The sequence below is a fragment of the Pseudomonas sp. SP16.1 genome (assembly GCF_052682975.1).
The window spans coordinates 3,108,631-3,126,544 of the sequence record NZ_JBQYFZ010000001.1 but is presented as its reverse complement, the minus strand read 5'-3'; the positions used below and the strand labels follow the sequence as shown (position 1 = coordinate 3,126,544).

Genomic DNA, 17,914 nt, shown 5'->3' with positions numbered 1-17,914 from the left:
CGCGCCGGGAGATTTCAACGACCCTGGACGATCACCACGCGGTCTGCGCCGAGGGTGCGGGCGAAGGCGTAGGGCAGGGTGGATAGCTGCTGGTGGCGGCCGGCACCGATGGCCGGGTGGCGCGCGCGGAACTGGCCGAGCAGGCGCCAGTGCGCCAGCAACTCGGCGATCGGCCCCTGCTGCTGGGCTGCCCAGTTCATCGGCGAGCGCGTGCCCTGTTGCGGGTCGGAGCCGCCGGGGCCGAGCGGGCGGGCGCTCTCGTCGCCGTAGTAGATCTGCACCGCGCCGGGGGCCAGCAGCAGGGCGCCGGCGAGGCCGCGCTGGCGCGCCAGCTGCTCGCCCTGTTCGGCGAAGAACAGCGAGGTGTCGTGGGACGAGGCGTAGCTCATGAAGTTGTGTCCGGCATTCTTGGCCAGCAGCTCGGCATAGTCGCGGTAGCCGTCCTCGGCCTGGCGCAGGCACTCGCTGCCCTTGGCGGCGAGCTCGCCCTGGAAGGCGAAGTTGATCAGCGCGTCGAAGCCGTTGTCCTGATAGACGTTGACCTGCGGACCATGGCCGAACACCTCGCCGACCATCCAGAACGGGCTGCCGCTCATGGGATCATCGGGGTTGGCCGCCGACCACTCGGCGCGCGCCTTGTCGGCCGCCTGGCGCAGCGCCGCCCAGCTTTCCAGTTCGACATGCTTGACCGTATCGCCACGGAAGCCGTCGACGCCGAACTCGCGCACCCAGAAGGTCAGCCATTCCACCAGGTAGTCGCGCACCCGGTAGCCCTCGCGCGGCACCGCGCGGGTGTCGGCCTTGCGCTGCAGGAAGGGCGGCAGCGTCACCGGCTGCGGGTTTTCGGTCTTGAAGTCGGGCAGGAACGCCAGCGAGCCCTTTACCGGATCGACCAGCACGCTGGGCGGGGCGTCGTAGTCGGCGATGCCGGCGCGCACCCAGTCCTTGCCCCACCAGTTGCGCCAGGCGTCGTGCTGGTAGTCGATCAGGTTGTGGTAGGCGTGCAGGTTCTCGAAGCCCTCCGGCCGCCAGTCGCTCCAGCGCGGCGGCAGGTACTGGGCCATGCCGCTGCGCAGCGCGCCGAAGCCGAGCCCCTGCATGTCGGCCAGGGTCGAATAGCCGGCATGGTTGAGCACCACGTCGAACAGCACGCGGATGCCGCGGGCGTGGGCCTGGGCGATCAGCTCGCGCAGGTCGTCGTCGCTGCCCATGTTGGCGTCCAGGCGGGTGAAGTCCATGGGGTAGTAGCCGTGGTAGCCGTAGTGGCGGAAATCGCCCTTGTCGCCGCCGCCGACCCAGCCGTGGATCTGCTCGAAGGGCACGCTGATCCACAACGCGTTGACACCCAGTTGCTGCAGGTAGTCGAGCTTGCCGGTCAGGCCGCGCAGGTCGCCGCCGTGGAAAGTGCCGATCTCCTGCTCGCCATCGGGCTGGCGGCCGTAGCTGCGGTCGTTGCTCGGATCGCCATTGGCGAAGCGGTCGGTCAGGACGAAATACACCGTGGCGTTGCGCCAGTCGTGCGCGGCGGTGGCGCTCGTCTCGGCCGGCTCGAGCAGCAGCAGGCCGTCGCTGTGCGCCGCCGGGGTCAGCTGCACCCGGCCGTTCGCAACCGTCGCCCGCTGGCCACTGTAGGCGTCGCGTAGCACTTCGCCGTCGGCGAACACCTGGCTGACATCGACGCTCAGGGATTCGCCCGTCCAGGCCTGGCAACTGCCGCGCGAGGCTTGCCGGGGCAGCGGCAGCAGGCGCAGGTGGGGCTGGCCGTCTTCCTGGAACAGCAGGCGATAACGTCCGGGTTCGCTGATCTGCAGGTTGAGCTGGCTGTCTTGGTGCCAGTCCTGACGCTGATACAGCGCGAGCGGTTGGGCGCTGCCGGCCGCATTGGGCGCCTGCAGGCGCAGCTGGCCGGGCGCCAGGTCCAGCTCGACGCTGTAGCGCTGCGGCGCCGGGCTGCTCCATTGCAGCGGCAGCGGCCGCTGATCCAGCCAGGCCTGCAGCTGCGGTTCGGCGCTGGCAAACTGGCACAGCAGCGCGCAGGCCAGGGCGGTGAGCGGAGTCGACAACGTGGTGCGGCGCATGGGGTTCTCCCTGAACTGGCGAGCCCCCAGTACACCCGGACCGCGCCGCCTGCAACAGGCGCAGAGGGGGCAGGGGCGCATACTTTTTTTGCCGGGGCGCAGGCAGACTACGCCCCCGCTTCTACGCCCTCGGCGGCGCGGCCGGGGAGGATGTGGCGCTTGCCGTTCTGGCCGAGGATGACCGAGCTGGCAGAGCGCTCACCGGCTCGCCGCGGTTGTGGATCAAAAACAAGAAGCCACGAGGACAACAAGACATGAACAAGACGCTGCTCAGCGCAGTCGCCATCGGCCTTGCGGCCACCCTGAGCCATTCCCTGCCGGCCCAGGCCGCCATCGAGGAAGGCAAGCTGGTCATCTGGATCAACGGCGACAAGGGCTACAAGGGCCTGGCCAAGGTTGGCGAGCGCTTCACCGCCGACACCGGCATCGCCGTCGAGGTGGCCCACCCGGACAGTGCCACCGACAAGTTCCAGCAGGCCGCCGCCACCGGCAACGGCCCGGACATCTTCATCTGGGCCCACGACCGCCTCGGCGAATGGGCGCAGAGCGGGCTGATCTCGCCGATCACCCCCAGCGCCAAGACCCAGGGCGAGATCGAGGACTTCGCCTGGGAGGCGGTGACCTACGGTGGCAAGCTGTGGGGCTACCCCATGGCGGTCGAGGCCATCGGCCTGCTCTACAACAAGGCGCTGGTGCCGACCCCGCCGGCGAGCTTCGACGAGGTGCTGGCGCTCAACGCCGAGCTGGCCAAGTCCGGCAAGCGCGCCATTCTCTGGGACTACAACAACACCTACTTCAGCTGGCCGCTGCTGGCCGCCAACGGCGGCTACGTGTTCGCCGACACCGAAGGCGGCTACGACACCGCCCGCACCGGGGTCAACAATGCCGGCGCCAAACAGGGCGCGCAGACCCTCAAGGCGCTGATCGACGCCGGAGTCATGCCCAAGGGCGCCGACTACAGCGTCGCCGAGGCCGCCTTCAACAAGGGCGAGTCGGCCATGTTCATCAGCGGGCCCTGGGCCTGGGCCAACGCCAAGAAGAGCGGCATCGACTTCGGCGTGGCGCCGATTCCCGCCGTCGGCGACGCGCCCAGCCGGCCCTTCAGCGGGGTGATGGCTGCCGCGCTGAACGCCGCCAGCCCCAACCAGGCGCTGGCCGTGGAGTTCCTCGAGAACTACCTGCTGCAGGTCGAAGGGCTCAAGACCATGAGCGCCGACGTGCCGCTCGGCGCGGTGCCGAACAAGGCGTACATGGCCGAGCTGGCCAGCGACCCGCTGATCAAGGCCACCTTCGACAACGCCCAGCTGGGCCGGCCGATGCCCAACGTGCCGGAAATGGGCGCCTTCTGGTCGGCCATGGCTCCGGCGCTGACCAACATCACCTCCGGTCGCCAGACCGTGGACGCTGCGCTGGACGATGCCGCCAAGCGCATCGCCAAGTGAAATCCGGCCGCCGGCCGGCGCCTGGCGCCGGCGGCGGCCCCGCTGCGAGGCTATAACTCAGATGTCCGTTGTGAACCTACCTGCCACTGCCAGTATGCCCATGAAGCTGTTTTCCCTGCCGTCCCTGCATGCCGGCCTGCGCTGGGGCCTGTGGGGCCTGTTCAACGCCCTGGCGCTGTACCTGGTGTTGGCGCTCTACGCCCAGCAGCAGCTGGCCTTCGCCCTGCTCGGACTGGTGGTCACCGGCATCGCCAGCTACGTGTTCATCAGCCGCCGGGCCTACGCCCATCGCTACATCTACCCGGCGCTGGCGGGCATGCTGGTGTTCGTCATCTTCCCGCTGCTGTACACCGTGGGCATCGGCTTCACCAACTACAGCGGCAGCAACCTGCTCAGCTTCGAGCAGGTGCAGCGCTACCACCTGCGCCAGACCTACCTGGCCGGCGAGCGCTACGGTTTCAGCCTGCATCGGGGCGAGGACGGCGAGCTGCGCCTGCGCGTCGACAAGGGCGAACGCGGCGCGTTCGTCTCGCCGCCCCTGGTCGGCGATGCGGCCGGCGAGCCGCTGGCGCTCAAGGCCGAGGGCGAGGTCGGCGAGCTGGGTGAGGCGCTGGCCCTGCGCGAGGTGATCCAGCGCCGCGCCGAGCTGGAGCAGTGGGTGCTGCGCAGCACCGACGGCGAGCTGCTGCGCCTGTACGGCCTGCGCGAGGTGGCGGCGGTCAAGCCGCTGTACCGTCTGCTGGAGGGCGGCGACCTGCTCAACACCCGCAGCAATGAACGCCTGGAGGCCGACCACTCCACCGGCTTCTACGTCGACAGCCACGGCAACAAGGTGGCGCCGGGCTTCACCGTATTCGCCGGGGCGAGCAACTTCGCCCGGGTGCTGACCGACCCGAGCATTCGCGGGCCGTTCCTGGAGATCTTCGTCTGGACCCTGGCCTTCGCCGGCCTCACCGTGCTCTTCACCCTGGCCGTCGGCCTGGTGCTGGCCAGCCTGCTGCAGTGGGACCTGGTGCGCGGCAAGGCGTTCTACCGGCTGATGCTGATCCTGCCCTACGCGGTGCCGGCGTTCATTTCCATCCTGGTATTCCGCGGCCTGTTCAACCAGAACTTCGGCGAGATCAACCTGTTGCTCAATGGCCTGTTCGGCATGCGTCCGGACTGGTTCAGCGACCCGACCCTGGCCCGTTCGATGATCCTGATGGTCAACACCTGGCTCGGCTACCCCTACATGCTGCTGCTGTGCATGGGCCTGCTGCAGGCCATCCCGCGCGACCTCTACGAGGCCTCCGCGATGGATGGCGCGACGCCCCTGGACAACCTGCTGAAGATCACCCTGCCGCTGTTGATCAAGCCGCTGGCGCCGCTGCTGATCGCCAGCTTCGCCTTCAACTTCAACAACTTCGTGCTGATCACCCTGCTGACCCGCGGTGGCCCGGACATCATCGGCGCCACCACCCCGGCGGGTACCACCGATCTGCTGGTGAGCTACACCTACCGCATCGCCTTCCAGGATTCCGGGCAGAACTTCGCCCTGGCGGCGGCCATCGCCACGCTGATCTTCCTGGTGGTGGGCGCGCTGGCCTGGCTCAACCTGAAACTGTCGAAAGTCAAAGTCTGAGGAACCCGCCATGGCGATGGTGCAACCGAAATCCGTGAAATACCGCCTGTGGCTGACCCATGCCGGTCTGCTCGGCTTCATCGCGCTGATCGTCTTCCCGCTGCTGATGGTGGTGTCGATCAGCTTCCGCGACGGCAACTTCGCCACCGGCAGCCTGCTGCCGGACAACCCGACCCTGGAGCACTGGTCGCTGGCCCTCGGCATTCCCTACCAGCATGCCGACGGCACGCTGACCCAGCCGCCGTTCCCGGTGCTGACCTGGCTGTGGAACTCGGTGAAGATCGCCTTCATCAGCTCGGCGCTGATCCTGCTGCTGTCGACCACCAGCGCCTACGCCTTCGCCCGCCTGCGCTTCGCCGGCAAGGGGCCGATCCTCAAGGGCATGCTGATCTTCCAGATGTTCCCGCCGGTGCTGTCGCTGGTGGCCATCTACGCCCTGTTCGACCAGCTCGGCAAGCACGCCGGCTGGCTCGGGGTGAACAGCCACGGCGCGGTGATAGTCGCCTCGCTCGGCGGCATGGCCCTGCATATCTGGACCATCAAGGGCTACTTCGAAAGCATCGATGCCTCGCTGGAGGAGGCCGCCATAGTCGACGGCGCCACCACCTGGCAGGCCTTCGTGCACATCCTGCTGCCGATGAGCGTGCCGATCCTCGCCGTGGTGTTCATCCTCGCCTTTATCACCAGCATCACCGAATACCCCATCGCCTCGGTGCTGCTGCTGGACGTGGACAAGCTGACCCTGTCGGTCGGCGCCCAGCAGTACCTGTATGAGCAGAACTACCTGTGGGGCGACTTCGCCGCCGCCGCCGTGCTCTCCGGTCTGCCGATTACCGCGGTATTTCTCTATTGCCAGAAGTGGATAGTCGGTGGGCTGACTGCGGGAGGGGTAAAAGGGTAGGGCGGGTGAAACCCGCCGCTGCCGACTTGGCGGGTTTCACCCGCCCTACGTTTGTGCGCACCGATCTACCGTCGTTGGTGCGCATGGCGTACCGAGGGCAAGGCGGGTGAAGCCTGCCGCCCCGATACCGATGTAAGCTTTGCCTAAACCCGGACAACGATAAATAACGGGAGAGGATCATGACCACAGCGGCCCGTCCGCCCCTGCCCCTGATACCGGCCAAGCTCGCTGCGCCGGCGCTGCATCCCGGCCTGCTGCCGCGGCCGCGCTTCGACGAGTGGCTGCAGCGCCTGCCGCAGGTGCGCCTGGCCGTGCTGCAGGCGCCCAGCGGCTTCGGCAAGACCGTGCTGGCCAGCCAGTGGGCGGCGGCCTTTGCCGGCGCCGTGGCCTGGCTCAACCTCGACGGCAACGACAACACCCCGCGGCAGTTCGGCCGCTATCTGCTCAACGCCCTGCATCGCCAGCTCGACGGCGGCTGCCCGCAGTGCGTCGGCCGCGCCGAGCAGGGCGACGACGGCCTCGACGGCCTGCTCACTCGCCTGCTCGCCGAGCTGCCGGCCGAGCATGCGCCGCTGCTGCTGGTGCTCGACGAGTTCGAGGTGCTGCGCAACCGCGAGGTGATCGCCGCGCTGCGCTTCTTCCTGCGCAACGCCCCCGACTGGCTGACCCTGCTGGTGTGCAGCCGCGGCCTGCCGGACCTCGGCGTCGCCGAGTTGCGCGTCAAGCGCCAGCTGCTGGCGCTGGATGCCGGCCAGCTGGCCTTCGAGCTGGACGAGGTACAGGCGCTGCTGGAGCTGGGCCTGCCGATCGAGGTTAACCGCGAGCAGGTCGAGCGCCTCAACCGGCGCATCGGCGGTTGGCCCTGCGCGCTGCAGCTGACCCTGCAGGAGGTACAGACCGGTCGCGGCATGGACCTGTTCCTCGAGGCGCTGCAGCTCGGTCACCCCTATATCCGCGACTATTTCCGCGAGCAGGTGCTCTATGGCCTGGACGGCGCCACCCAGGATTTCCTCCAGTCCACCTGCCTGCTGGAGCGCTTCAGTGCGGCGCTGGCCGACCGTCTGACCGACAGCTGCAACGGCCACGAGATGCTCGAAAACCTCGAACGTAGCGGCCTGTTTATCCAGGCGGTGGACCCGCTGCGCCAGTGGTTCGCCTACCACCCGCTGTTCGCCAGCTTCCTGCGCAACGAGCTGTCCACCCACCAGCCGCAGCGCGTCGCCGAACTGCACCTGCGCGCCGCCGAGGCGCTGCTGGAGGAGAAGATGGCCGAGGAGGCCGCGCGCCATGCATTGCTGGCGCGCGACCCGCAGCGGGTGGCGCAGATCCTCGAGGCCCATGGCCGGCATTTCTACCGCCAGGGCCGCCTGGAACTGCTGCAGCGCTGCCTGGCCGTGCTGCCGGAGAGCCGCGTGGCCGAATCCCCGCTGTTCACCCTGCTGCAGGCCTGGGCCTCGCAGAACCAGTATCAGAGCGATCAGGTCGAGCGCTGGCTGCAGGCCGGCGAGGCGGTGCAACGCGAGCAGTTCAGCGCCGAACAGTGGCAGCGCATCGAGGCCGACTACCAGGCGGTACGCGCTCAGGTGGCGATCAACCAGGGCGACCAGCAGCGCGCCATGGCCTTCGCCCGCCAGGCGCTGGCCTTCGAGCCGCTGACCATGCGCACCTCCAAGGTGGCGGCGATGTCGGTGCTGGCCGAGGCGCACTTCGTCCAGGGCGAGCTGGCCAAGGCCCAGCAGCAGCACGAGGAGACCGTGCGCCGTGCGCAGCAGATCAACGCCTCGCACCCGGTGCTGTGGAGCCTCGGCCAGCTGTCGGAGATCGCCGTGGCCCAGGGCCACCTGCAGAAGGCCTACAACCTGCAGGAGCGGGCGCTGCAGTACATCGAGCAGGAGCAGTTGCCGATCACCCCGATCATGGAATTCATCCACCGCGTGCGCGGCCAGGTGCTGCTCGAATGGCACCACCTGGATGCGGCCGAGCAGTGCGCCCTGCAGGGCCTGGAGATACTCGATACGGTGGGCGACCACTGGTTCCTGCAGTGCTACGTGCTGCTCGCCCGCGTCGCCCACGCGCGGGGCCAGCAGAGCCAGTGCGCCGACTACATCGGCCGGCTGAAGAGCCTGCTGGCCGGCGACGACTACCACATCGACTGGCAGGCCAACGCCCACGCGGCGATGCTCGCCTACTGGGACTCGACCCAGGACAAGGACAGCATCCGCCAGTGGCTTTCCACCGCGCCGCCGCTCAAGCCCGGGGCCAACCACTTCGCCCAGGGCAACGCGCGCAACCACGTGCGCGCCTACCTGGCATTGAATCAGGGCGAGCGTGCGCTGCCGATCCTGCGCCAGTTGCAGCTAGACGCCGAGCGCCATCAGCTGGTGATGGACCAGAACCGCAACCATATCCTCCAGGCGCTGGCGCACTGGCAACGCGAGGAGCGCCAGAGCAGCCTCGACCACCTGCACCAGGCGCTGACCCTGGCCAGCGGCACCGGCGCCATCGGCAGCTTTCTCAGCCTGGGCAAGCCGCTGATCGCCATGCTCAAGGCGCTGCAGCTCGAGCGCCGGCTCGACGAGCTGGAGCAGCAGCGCGCCGAACGCCTGATCCAGCTGGCCCAGCAGCAGCGCGACTTCAGCCGGGCGATCCGCATCACCCTGGACGAGGCGGTGATCCAGGACATCATCAACCGCCCCGACGTGCCCGAGCTGATCCGCCACTCGCCGCTGACCCGGCGCGAATGGCAGGTGCTCAGCCTGATCCACGCCGGGCTGTCCAACGAGCAGATCTCCGAACACCTCAACGTCGCCCCGACCACCATCAAGACCCATATCCGCAGCCTCTACCAGAAGCTCGCCATCACCCAGCGCAGCGAGGCGGTGCAGCTGGCGCGCAGCCTGCTGAGCAAGATTCAGGGCGAGTAGGGGGATACCCAACCGCAGGGTGCGCCGTGCGCACCGCTGCGGGGTCGGGGTGTCCGTCTGATGTGTTGTCGTTTCGATAGGCGCGGATTGGTGCGCACAGCCTACAGGCGCGCTCATTACGCCCGTGTGGGAGCCGCGCCCCGCGGCGAATGGGATCGATCCGGCAGTGCAAAGCCCGAAGCTTCGCCCCGGGGCGGGGCTCCCACAGGTTTCGTCCAAGGGTGCACCGTGCACGGTCTCCATCCCCAAAACTCCTCCCCCTAACCGGCCGCCGGCTACGCCGGCGAAAACCCCGCCGGGGAGGATGTGACGCCTTGCCTCCTTGCCTAGAGTGGAGGTGTCATCACGAACAACAAAAGGCTTTGCTGTATGGCTGTTATCCGTAAGGACTGGTGGCGCGGCGGCGTCATCTACCAGGTCTATCCGCGCAGTTTCCTCGACAGCAACGACGACGGCGTCGGCGACCTGCCCGGCGTGCTCGCCAGGCTCGACTACATCGCCAGCCTCAACGTCGACGCCATCTGGCTGTCGCCCTTCTTCACCTCGCCGATGAAGGATTTCGGCTACGACGTCTCCGACTACCGCGGCGTCGACCCGCTGTTCGGCACCCTCGACGACTTCCGCGCGCTGGTCGCGGCCGCCCACGAGCGCGGCCTGCGCATCGTCATCGACCAGGTGCTCAATCACTGCTCCGACCAGCATCCCTGGTTCGAGGAGAGCCGCAGCAGCCGCAACAACGCCAAGGCGGACTGGTTCGTCTGGGCCGACCCCAACCCGGACGGCACGCCGCCGAACAACTGGCTGTCGGTGTTCGGCGGCTCGGCCTGGACCTGGGAGGGCCGGCGCAAGCAGTACTACCTGCACAATTTCCTGGCCAGCCAGCCCGACCTCAACTTCCACTGCGAGGCGGTGCAGCAGCAGCTGCTCGAGGACATGGAGTTTTGGCTCGAACTGGGTGTCGACGGCTTCCGCCTGGACGCCGCCAACTTCTATTTCCACGACCAGGCGCTGCGCAACAACCCGCCGAACCCGGACGTCCGCGAGGGTGGCATCGGCGTGCGGGTCGACAACCCCTACGCCTACCAGCGCCACCTGTACGACAAGACCCAGCCGCAGAACCTCGACTTCCTGCGTCGCCTGCGTGCGCTGCTGGAGCGCTATCCCGGCACCGCCTCGGTGGCAGAGATCGGCTGCGACGACTCGCTGCGCACCATGGCCGCCTACACCAGCGGTGGCGACACCTTGCACATGGCCTATTCCTTCGACCTGCTCACCGCCCAGTGCAGCCCGGCCTATATCCGCCGCACCATCGAAGCCATCGAGGGCGAGCTGGGCGACGGCTGGCCCTGCTGGTCGGTGGGCAACCACGACGTGGTGCGGGTGATGAGCCGCTGGGCGCACGACGGCGAGGCCAGCCCGGAGCGTGGCCGCCTGCTGATGTCGCTGCTGCTGTCGCTGCGCGGCAGCGTCTGCCTGTACCAGGGCGAGGAGCTGGGCCTGCCCGAGGCCGAACTGGCCTTCGAGGACCTGGTCGACCCCTACGGCATCACCTTCTGGCCCGAGTTCAAGGGCCGCGACGGCTGCCGTACGCCGATGCCCTGGAGCCGCGACGGCGTCCACGCCGGCTTCTCCAGCCAGCAGCCCTGGCTGCCGCTGGACGAGCGCCACCGCGCCCTGGCCGTGGACGTGCAGGAGGACGACAGCGCGTCCATGCTCAACAGCTACCGGCGCTTTCTCGCCTGGCGCCAGGAGCAGCCGCTGCTGATCGACGGCGATATCCAGGTGCGCTACCACGACGACGACCTGCTGGTGTTCGAACGTCGCCTGGGCGAGCAGGCCTGGCTGTGCCTGTTCAACCTCGGCGTTCGCGAGCGGCGCTACGACCTGCCGCTGATGGTCGAGCCGCTGGAGGGCGTGCCCTCCAGCACAGCCGAGTTCCTCGGCAGCTGGGTACACTTGCCGGCCCACGGGTTCGGCTTCGCCCGCCTGCTGGGCTAGGGCGATCCCATGCGGGGCCGGTGCGCCGGCCCTGCGGCTTCCTCAAGGTTCACCGCCGGCGCGACCGGCCCCGATTCAGAGACTGCACCATGGCCAGCCTTACCCTGCGCAACATCTGCAAGCACTACGACGGCACCGCCATCACCCGCAACATCGACCTGGACATCGAGGACGGCGAGTTCGTGGTCTTCGTCGGCCCGTCCGGCTGCGGCAAGTCCACCCTGCTGCGGCTGATCGCCGGGCTGGAGGAGATCAGCTCCGGCGACCTGCTGATCGACGGCCAGCGGGTCAACGACCTGCCGCCGATGGAGCGCTCGGTGGGCATGGTGTTCCAGTCCTACGCCCTCTACCCGCACATGACGGTGGCGGAGAACATGGCCTTCGGCCTCAAGCTGGCCAAGACCAACAAGGCGCAGATCCAGCGCAAGGTGGAGGAGGTCTCGCGCATCCTGCAGCTCGATGCGCTGCTCGAACGCAAGCCCAAGGACCTCTCCGGCGGCCAGCGCCAGCGCGTGGCCATCGGCCGTACCCTGGTGCGCGAGCCCAAGGTGTTCCTGTTCGACGAGCCGCTGTCGAACCTCGACGCCTTCCTGCGCGTGCAGATGCGCATCGAGATCTCGCGCCTGCACCAGCGTCTCAAGTCGACCATGGTCTACGTCACCCACGACCAGGTCGAGGCCATGACCATGGCCGACAAGATCGTCGTGCTCGAGGCCGGACGCATCGCCCAGGTCGGCGCACCGCTGGAGCTCTACCACTACCCGCGCAACCGCTTCGTCGCCGGCTTCCTCGGCTCGCCGCAGATGAACTTCCTCCAGGTGCGCGCGCTCAGCGCCAGCAGCGAGGCGGTGGAGATCGAGATGCCCGGCGGCTACCGCATGCGCGTGCTGGTCGACGGCACGGGCGTCGAACCCGGCGAGCAGCTGACCCTGGGCGTGCGCCCGGAGCACTTCGTTGCCAGTGAGCAGGCCGACTTCGCCTTCTACGGGCAGATCAGCGTGGCCGAGCGGCTGGGCGATCACAATTTGATCTACCTGAGCCTGGAGGGGGTGGAGGACATCATCACCCTGCGCAGCGACGGCGACCGCCGCGTTGCGGTGGGCGAGACCTTCGCCGCCGGGCTGATGGCCAACAAGTGCCACCTGTTCCGCGCCGACGGCCAGGCCTGCCCGCGGCATTACCGCGAGCCGGCGATCTACGGCTGAATCTGCGTGGCTCACCGCGCAGCTTCTCTGTAGGAGCCGCGCCCCGCGGCGAATGGCGGCAGGTTCAGGCAACGCGCAAACCCGTTTTCGCCCCCGGGGCGGGGCTCCTACAGGTTGCGCTGGTTTGCCGGGGGATGATGCTTCACCCATCGACCGTGGCACTATCTGCTGGATGAAAGAGCGTCATCGACCCTAGGGGTTGGTTGCACCACTCACCATCCTGCGCGCAAGGAGCCGCCATGCAACTGATCGGAATGCTCGACTCACCCTACGTTCGCCGCGTGGCGATCTCCCTGCAGCTGCTCGGGCTGCGCTTCGAGCACCGCGCCCTGTCGGTGTTCAGCACCTTCGAGGAATTCCAGCGGATCAACCCGCTGGTCAAGGCGCCGACCCTGATCTGCGACGACGGCAGCGTGCTGATCGACTCCGGGCTGATCCTCGACTACGCCGAGACCCTGGCCGCGCCGCGCAGCCTGATGCCGAGCGCGCTGGCGCAACGCACCCAGGCGCTGCGCCGCGTCGGCCTGGCCCTGGCCGCCTGCGAGAAGAGCGTACAGGTGGTCTACGAGCTCAACCTCAGGCCGCGCGAGAAGCTGCACCAGCCCTGGCTGGAGCGGGTGACCGGCCAGCTGCACGCGGCCCTGCAGGCGCTGCAGGACGAGTGGGCAGGGCGGGTGCCGCAGCTGAGCGAGGCGAGCATCAACCAGGCCGCTGTCAGCACCGCGGTGGCCTGGCAGTTCGCCGTGCAGATGCTGCCCGAGCTGATCGACCCGGCGCGCTATCCGGCACTGGCCGAGCTCTCGGAACGCGCCGAACGCCTGGCCCCCTTTCGCGCGGCGCCGCATGGGCTGGGGACCTGCAGCGTTTCGGTCTGATATGCCGCGCGCCAAGGACGTTGATCGATAGGAGCGCCGGCAGGCGGCTTAGGGGCTGGTTGGTGCTGCTTGTGCTCGCCCGAGGTTGGCTGGGCGAACAGGCAGAAAGCGGCCAGAAGTAGCCAGATGAAGTCATGCTGCCCTAACGCATGACCATGCGGTTCCGTAGGGCTGATCAGCGGTGAAAGCCAGTAATGCTGGTCTGTAGGGTCAGGGTCCTAAAGCTCTCTGATAAGAATATTACTCACGGCGAATAATTATCCGCACTGCAACTACATCTCTCGGCCAATGACGATGCTTTCAATCTGGTGCTTTAGGCATGCTTTGCAGCGTGCTTACAAGGGCCGCGAGTAAGTTCAATAAGGCTCCCGCGCAAAGAGCAAACTGAGGTGCAGAGTCGGTGGAGAGCTGGTTAAAGAGCAGTGTCATGATGACTGCGCCAGCCGTTTGACCGAGCAGGCGAGCGGTACCCTGCATGCCCCCAGCCGCACCACTCCGACTCAGCGGCGCCGCGAGGAACATGTTGCGGTTATTGGCCACGTTGAAGAGGCTGAAGCCGAGGCCGCACAGCATGGTCAGTGGCACCAGCGTCATGAGATTTTCCCGCAGAGGCCAAAGCGCAGCCCCTGCTAATCCTGCGGCAAGACAAATGCCACCCGCCGAGCAAAGCCAGGCAGCCGACCATCGGTTTGATAGACACCCAGCCAGAGGAGCGATCAGCGCGACTGTTAAAGGCCAGGGAATCATGTAGAGGCCCGTCATCAGCACCTCTTGTCCGAGGCTGTGCTGAAGGTAGAAGGGCAGCGCCACCAAGCCTGCCGTTTGTCCAGCAAAGCAGAGCATCGAGGCAATCACTGAAATACGGAATGAGGTGGATCTCAGCAGATCCAGCGGAATCAGTGGCGCTTCCTTCTGCCTTTCCCGCTTAACCAATAGCGCCAGTTGGATGGCAGAAATGGCCAGTAATGCTGTAGTCAGCGCAGGGTGGTCGGTGATGACGCCAAAGGCTATGACCAGTGATGCAAAGGTCCCGGCATTCAATGCCATGCTCAACAGATCGGCTTTGCGCGCGGTACCGTCCACTGCTGGTAGCGCGCTTGCCGCTAGGATCACCCAGAGCCCGAAGGGGAGCAGCACTGCAAACAGCCATGGCCAGTCCGCCACGCTGAGAATCGCTGCCCCCATTGCGGGGCCTGCTGCTGATGACAGAGCAACCGCAAGCGCATTCCAGCCTATGGCGGCGCCCAGTTGCTGGCTCGGCACCACTTGGCGCAGCAGTGCTATGGCGAGCGCCATGACTGCCGCGCCTCCAAGCCCCTGCAGCAACCGAGCTGCAATCAGCCAATACAGCGTCGGGGCCAGTGCGCACATCAGCGTGGCAGCCAGAAAGAGCGCCACGCCCCAGCGAAATACCCGACGGTAGCCAAGACTTTCACCCAGCGCTGCGCAGGGCAGCAACGCCATCAGGAGCGCCACCTGGTTGGCCGTGAGGATCCAGATGGACAGCGCGGGAGGCACTAGCAGCGACTGGGCAATCGTTGGCAGGGCCATGTTGGCTATCGCCGTGTTGAGCACCACCAGCACCATGGCAGCCAGCACTGAGCTGACGGCAGCCAGGTGCCTCGGTTGTGCGCGCACTGATAGCTCGTCCACAGTATGCCCCGATGCGGCTGCCGGGTCAGGTTGTGTGCTGAGGCGGCCGATTTCGGGAGCAGGGTCGCGCCTCATGACTTCAACCACCCAGGTGTGCACTGGCTCGCCGGGACCCAATCACCATCCTGCTCGACGTACCGTGTTAGCTTGCGAGCCTCTTGGTCTTCCTTCTTCAAGTCCCGCTCAGTGAAGCGATAGAGCAAAGCAGGCCCACTGATGCACTTCGTATCGTGGATATCACCTGGCAGGAAGACCAGCGTTTGACCGGCGCTCACCTTAGTAGAGCCGCGCTTTACTAGTTTCACCTGGCCATTCGGATCCTGCATCTTGGTATAGGTGCCCATCTCGATCTCACCAGTCTGCACCGCGTAAATGACCCAGCTCCGACCATGTTCATGAGGCGGCCGGTAGAGCCCTTCAGGCTCGGTGTGCGCCAGCAGCACAAATCCGTTTTCCGGGTCTCGGTGCATCTCTTGTTGAGCCAGTGCTTGCTGGTGCAGATCAGCCAGCCAGGGCTCGGTGACAGGCGTCTTCAGGAGTTCATCCAGCTGCTGCCTGCAGCCTGCGACCACTGCAGAACTGATCGGCCCCCAGATTGCTTGGACATTTTCAACAAATCTGTTCAACGAGTTCATACATCCTCTCCTCATCCACTTCGGTACGACTGTGCCGATGGAGAGAACTGTATTCAGCGTAAAAATATGGCGGAAGACGCAACGTTTGCACTTTATAGTTGCGCTGGACGCTATATGACAGTCTGGTTGGGCTAAGATCAGGCCATGTCGAATCCAGACCTTAATCTGCTCATTACCCTCGATGCAGTGCTTGCTGAAGGCAGTGTCGCGCGTGCGGCCAAACGCCTCCGGCTCAGCCCTTCGGCCATGAGTCGGGCACTTGCGCGGCTTAGAGAAGTCACGGGAGATCCGCTTTTAGTTAGGGCAGGCCGGGGGCTCGTGCCGACTCCCAGGGCGATCGAACTTCGTGATCGCGTGGCTCAGCTTGTGCGCGATGCACAGGCAGTTTTGCGTCCAGTCGAGCTTCTTGAGCTGGAAAAACTCGAACGGACCTTCGCAATCAGGACCAGTGAGGGTTTTGCTGAGAATTTTGGCCCGGCGCTTATCACACGTGTTGCGCAGCAGGCCCCTGGGGTTCGACTGTTTTTTATGCAGAAGCCGGATAAAGACAGCAAGCCATTGCGCGATGGAGTCGTGGATCTGGAAACCGGTGTCATCGATCTGTCCGCTGCCCCCGAGCTGAGAGGTCAGGCGTTGTTCAGGGATAATTACATTGGCGTGGTGCGAGCCAGGCATCCATTGAGCCACGGCACAATTACCCCGGAAAAGTATGCGACGGGCATGCATATCTCCGTGTCACGGGAAGGGTTAGAAAAAGGCTCCTTAGATGACGCGCTGCTGCCTCACGGATTGCAGCGAAAAATAGTCACCATCGTTGGTGGCTTTTCGACCGCGCTGGGGCTGGCCCGGGGCTCAGACTTGATCGCCACCGTTCCCGAGCGCCATACCGCGAGTTTGCGCGAGGGCATGTATAGCTTTCCGCTTCCTTTTCGTACGTCGGAGTTCACCGTTTCATTGCTTTGGCATCCACGATTCAGCGCAGATCCTGCTCATCGATGGCTTCGAGATTTGATCCTGCAAGTTTGCAGGATGAATGAATAGCCACGCTTTTCTTAGAGCCTCTATATCTCTAGCGGGCTCGCTCAACTTGGTACCAATCAGTACGCTTTTGGCCGCTCCTGGCCGATTTCTACCGGTTTCCGCCGCTCTCAAGCGGTCGTTCCGTAGCGGTTCGGCCCCTTCGGCCAGCCTCTCGTTAGGCAACGCACCGGTGCGCGCTGCGCCCGTTACGAAGCTATGCTCGACGCTTCGTTCCACGTTCCGGAAAGGATTTCCTCATGCATGCCCCCGTCGTCTTTATCCATGGTCTGATCGGCAGCCTGCAGCTTCCTGAGCTGAGCGCGGCCTTCGCCCCGGGGCGGGCCCTGGCGCCCGATCTGCTCGGCTACGGCGCGCAGCGCCAGGTGCCGGCCGAGGCCATCGATCTGCCGGCGCAGGTCGAGTATCTGCAGCGGGTGATCGAGGAGCAGTTTCCCGGCGAGGCAGTGCATCTGGTCGGGCATTCGGTCGGCGGGGCGGTCGCCATGCTGTTCGCCCAGGCCCATGGCGAGCGGGTGCGCAGCCTGGTCAGCGTCGAGGGCAATTTCAGCCTGGACGACGCCTTCTGGTCGGCAGCGGTGGCGCACATGTCGACGGCCGAAGCCAGCGCCATGCTCGATGACTTTCGCGCCGACCCGGCCGCCTGGCTGGCGCGCGCCGGGGTGGAGGTCGATGTCCGCAGCCTGAACATCGCCGAGCGCTGGCTCGCCCAGCAGCCGGCCGGCACGCTGCAAGCCATGGCCCGCTCGGTGGTGGCGCTGACAGCCACGGAAAGCTATCGGGCCGGCCTGCGCCGGGTCTTCTCGACTCATCCCGTGCATCTGCTGGCCGGCGCCCGTTCGCGCGCCGGCTGGCACGTGCCGGGCTGGGCCGAACAGGCCGCCGCCAGCCAGACGCTGATCGAAGGTAGCGGCCATCTGCCGATGCTGGAGCGCCCGCAGGCCTTTCTCATCGCCGTCAGGCGCGCCTTGCAGCTGGCCTGAAGTATTTTTTCCGACCGCTGTCGAATCGTCCGTCGCCTGCTCGACTAGTCTTCAGAACCCCAGCCATGGGTTCAGTGTCAGCCGTAGGGAGACCCCTGCGCTACTTCGACTCGAACAAGGAGAAAGGCGATGCGTTTCATGGTGATAGTCAAGGCCACCGCGGATTCCGAAGCCGGCGTGATGCCCAGCGAGGAGCTGCTGGCGGCGATGGGCCGCTACAACGAGGAGTTGGTGGAGGCCGGCGTGATGCAGGCCGGCGAGGGCCTGCAGCCCAGCGCCAAGGGCGCGCGGGTGCGCTTTTCCGGCAAGCAGCGCACGGTGATCGATGGCCCCTTCGCGGAGACCAAGGAGCTGATCGCCGGCTTCTGGATCTTCCAGGTGGCCTCGCTCGCCGAATGTATCGAGTGGGTCAAGCGCTGCCCCAATCCCATGCCCGGCGACTCCGAGATCGAGATCCGCCAGATCTTCGAGGCCGAGGATTTCGGCGCCGAGTTCACCCCCGAATTGCGCGAGCAGGAAGAACGCATTCGCGCGCGCATCAGCAGCAAAAACTAAGGAGAG

General features: G+C 66.3%; 13 protein-coding genes. 10 read left to right on the top strand and 3 right to left on the bottom strand.

The genetic code is table 11. The features are described from left to right. Positions 1–14: 14 nt before the first annotated feature. A complete protein-coding gene (locus tag ACUTAF_RS14910) occupies positions 15–2,078 on the bottom strand; it encodes an alpha-amylase (protein WP_445580685.1) in 2,064 nt (687 codons plus the stop codon). Positions 2,079–2,332: 254 nt separating this feature from the next. Here ACUTAF_RS14910 and malE point away from each other — a divergent pair, with 254 nt between their 5' ends. The 7 genes from malE to ACUTAF_RS14875 all read left to right on the top strand — a co-directional run bounded on the left by malE (position 2,333) and on the right by ACUTAF_RS14875 (position 13,044). Continuing rightward, complete coding sequence (gene malE, locus ACUTAF_RS14905) at positions 2,333–3,520, top strand: maltose/maltodextrin ABC transporter substrate-binding protein MalE (protein ID WP_445580684.1); 1,188 nt, start codon at positions 2,333–2,335, stop codon at positions 3,518–3,520. A gap of 61 nt (positions 3,521–3,581) precedes the next feature. After that, complete coding sequence (gene malF / locus ACUTAF_RS14900) at positions 3,582–5,141, top strand: maltose ABC transporter permease MalF (RefSeq protein ID WP_445580683.1); 1,560 nt, start codon at positions 3,582–3,584, stop codon at positions 5,139–5,141. Between the two features lie 10 nt (positions 5,142–5,151). Beyond that, on the top strand, positions 5,152–6,042 hold the full coding sequence (malG, locus tag ACUTAF_RS14895) for a maltose ABC transporter permease MalG (protein WP_445580682.1): 891 nt from the start codon (positions 5,152–5,154) through the stop codon (positions 6,040–6,042). Between the two features lie 179 nt (positions 6,043–6,221). Further along, the gene (gene malT / locus ACUTAF_RS14890) at positions 6,222–8,966 is read left to right on the top strand and encodes an HTH-type transcriptional regulator MalT (RefSeq protein WP_445580681.1); all 2,745 of its coding nucleotides are present in this window, start codon (positions 6,222–6,224) and stop codon (positions 8,964–8,966) included. A 369-nt stretch (positions 8,967–9,335) separates the two neighbouring features. Beyond that, on the top strand, positions 9,336–10,964 hold the full coding sequence (locus ACUTAF_RS14885; RefSeq protein ID WP_445580680.1) for an alpha-glucosidase: 1,629 nt from the start codon (positions 9,336–9,338) through the stop codon (positions 10,962–10,964). An 89-nt stretch (positions 10,965–11,053) separates the two neighbouring features. After that, on the top strand, positions 11,054–12,169 hold the full coding sequence (gene malK / locus ACUTAF_RS14880; protein WP_445580679.1) for a maltose/maltodextrin ABC transporter ATP-binding protein MalK: 1,116 nt from the start codon (positions 11,054–11,056) through the stop codon (positions 12,167–12,169). A 239-nt stretch (positions 12,170–12,408) separates the two neighbouring features. Beyond that, positions 12,409–13,044, top strand: coding sequence for a glutathione S-transferase (locus ACUTAF_RS14875; protein WP_445580678.1), 636 nt, complete (start codon positions 12,409–12,411; stop codon positions 13,042–13,044). 300 nt (positions 13,045–13,344) lie between these two features. Here the strand turns inward: ACUTAF_RS14875 and ACUTAF_RS14870 are convergent, their stop codons facing one another. Together ACUTAF_RS14870 and ACUTAF_RS14865 are read right to left on the bottom strand one after the other, a co-directional pair. Next, positions 13,345–14,682, bottom strand: coding sequence for an MFS transporter (locus ACUTAF_RS14870; protein WP_445580677.1), 1,338 nt, complete (start codon positions 14,680–14,682; stop codon positions 13,345–13,347). A gap of 86 nt (positions 14,683–14,768) precedes the next feature. Further along, positions 14,769–15,332, bottom strand: a complete 564-nt coding sequence (locus ACUTAF_RS14865) for a cupin domain-containing protein (protein WP_445580676.1) — start codon at positions 15,330–15,332, stop codon at positions 14,769–14,771. A 144-nt stretch (positions 15,333–15,476) separates the two neighbouring features. Between ACUTAF_RS14865 and ACUTAF_RS14860 the strand changes: the two genes are divergently transcribed. The 3 genes from ACUTAF_RS14860 to ACUTAF_RS14850 all read left to right on the top strand — a co-directional run bounded on the left by ACUTAF_RS14860 (position 15,477) and on the right by ACUTAF_RS14850 (position 17,908). Continuing rightward, a complete protein-coding gene (locus ACUTAF_RS14860) occupies positions 15,477–16,373 on the top strand; it encodes a LysR family transcriptional regulator (protein ID WP_445580675.1) in 897 nt (298 codons plus the stop codon). 236 nt (positions 16,374–16,609) lie between these two features. After that, positions 16,610–17,353 carry an alpha/beta fold hydrolase gene (locus tag ACUTAF_RS14855; protein ID WP_445580674.1) on the top strand — a complete coding sequence of 248 codons (744 nt, stop codon included), beginning with the start codon at positions 16,610–16,612 and terminating at the stop codon, positions 17,351–17,353. Between the two features lie 129 nt (positions 17,354–17,482). After that, a complete protein-coding gene (locus ACUTAF_RS14850) occupies positions 17,483–17,908 on the top strand; it encodes a YciI family protein (RefSeq protein ID WP_445580673.1) in 426 nt (141 codons plus the stop codon). Positions 17,909–17,914: the final 6 nt, after the last annotated feature.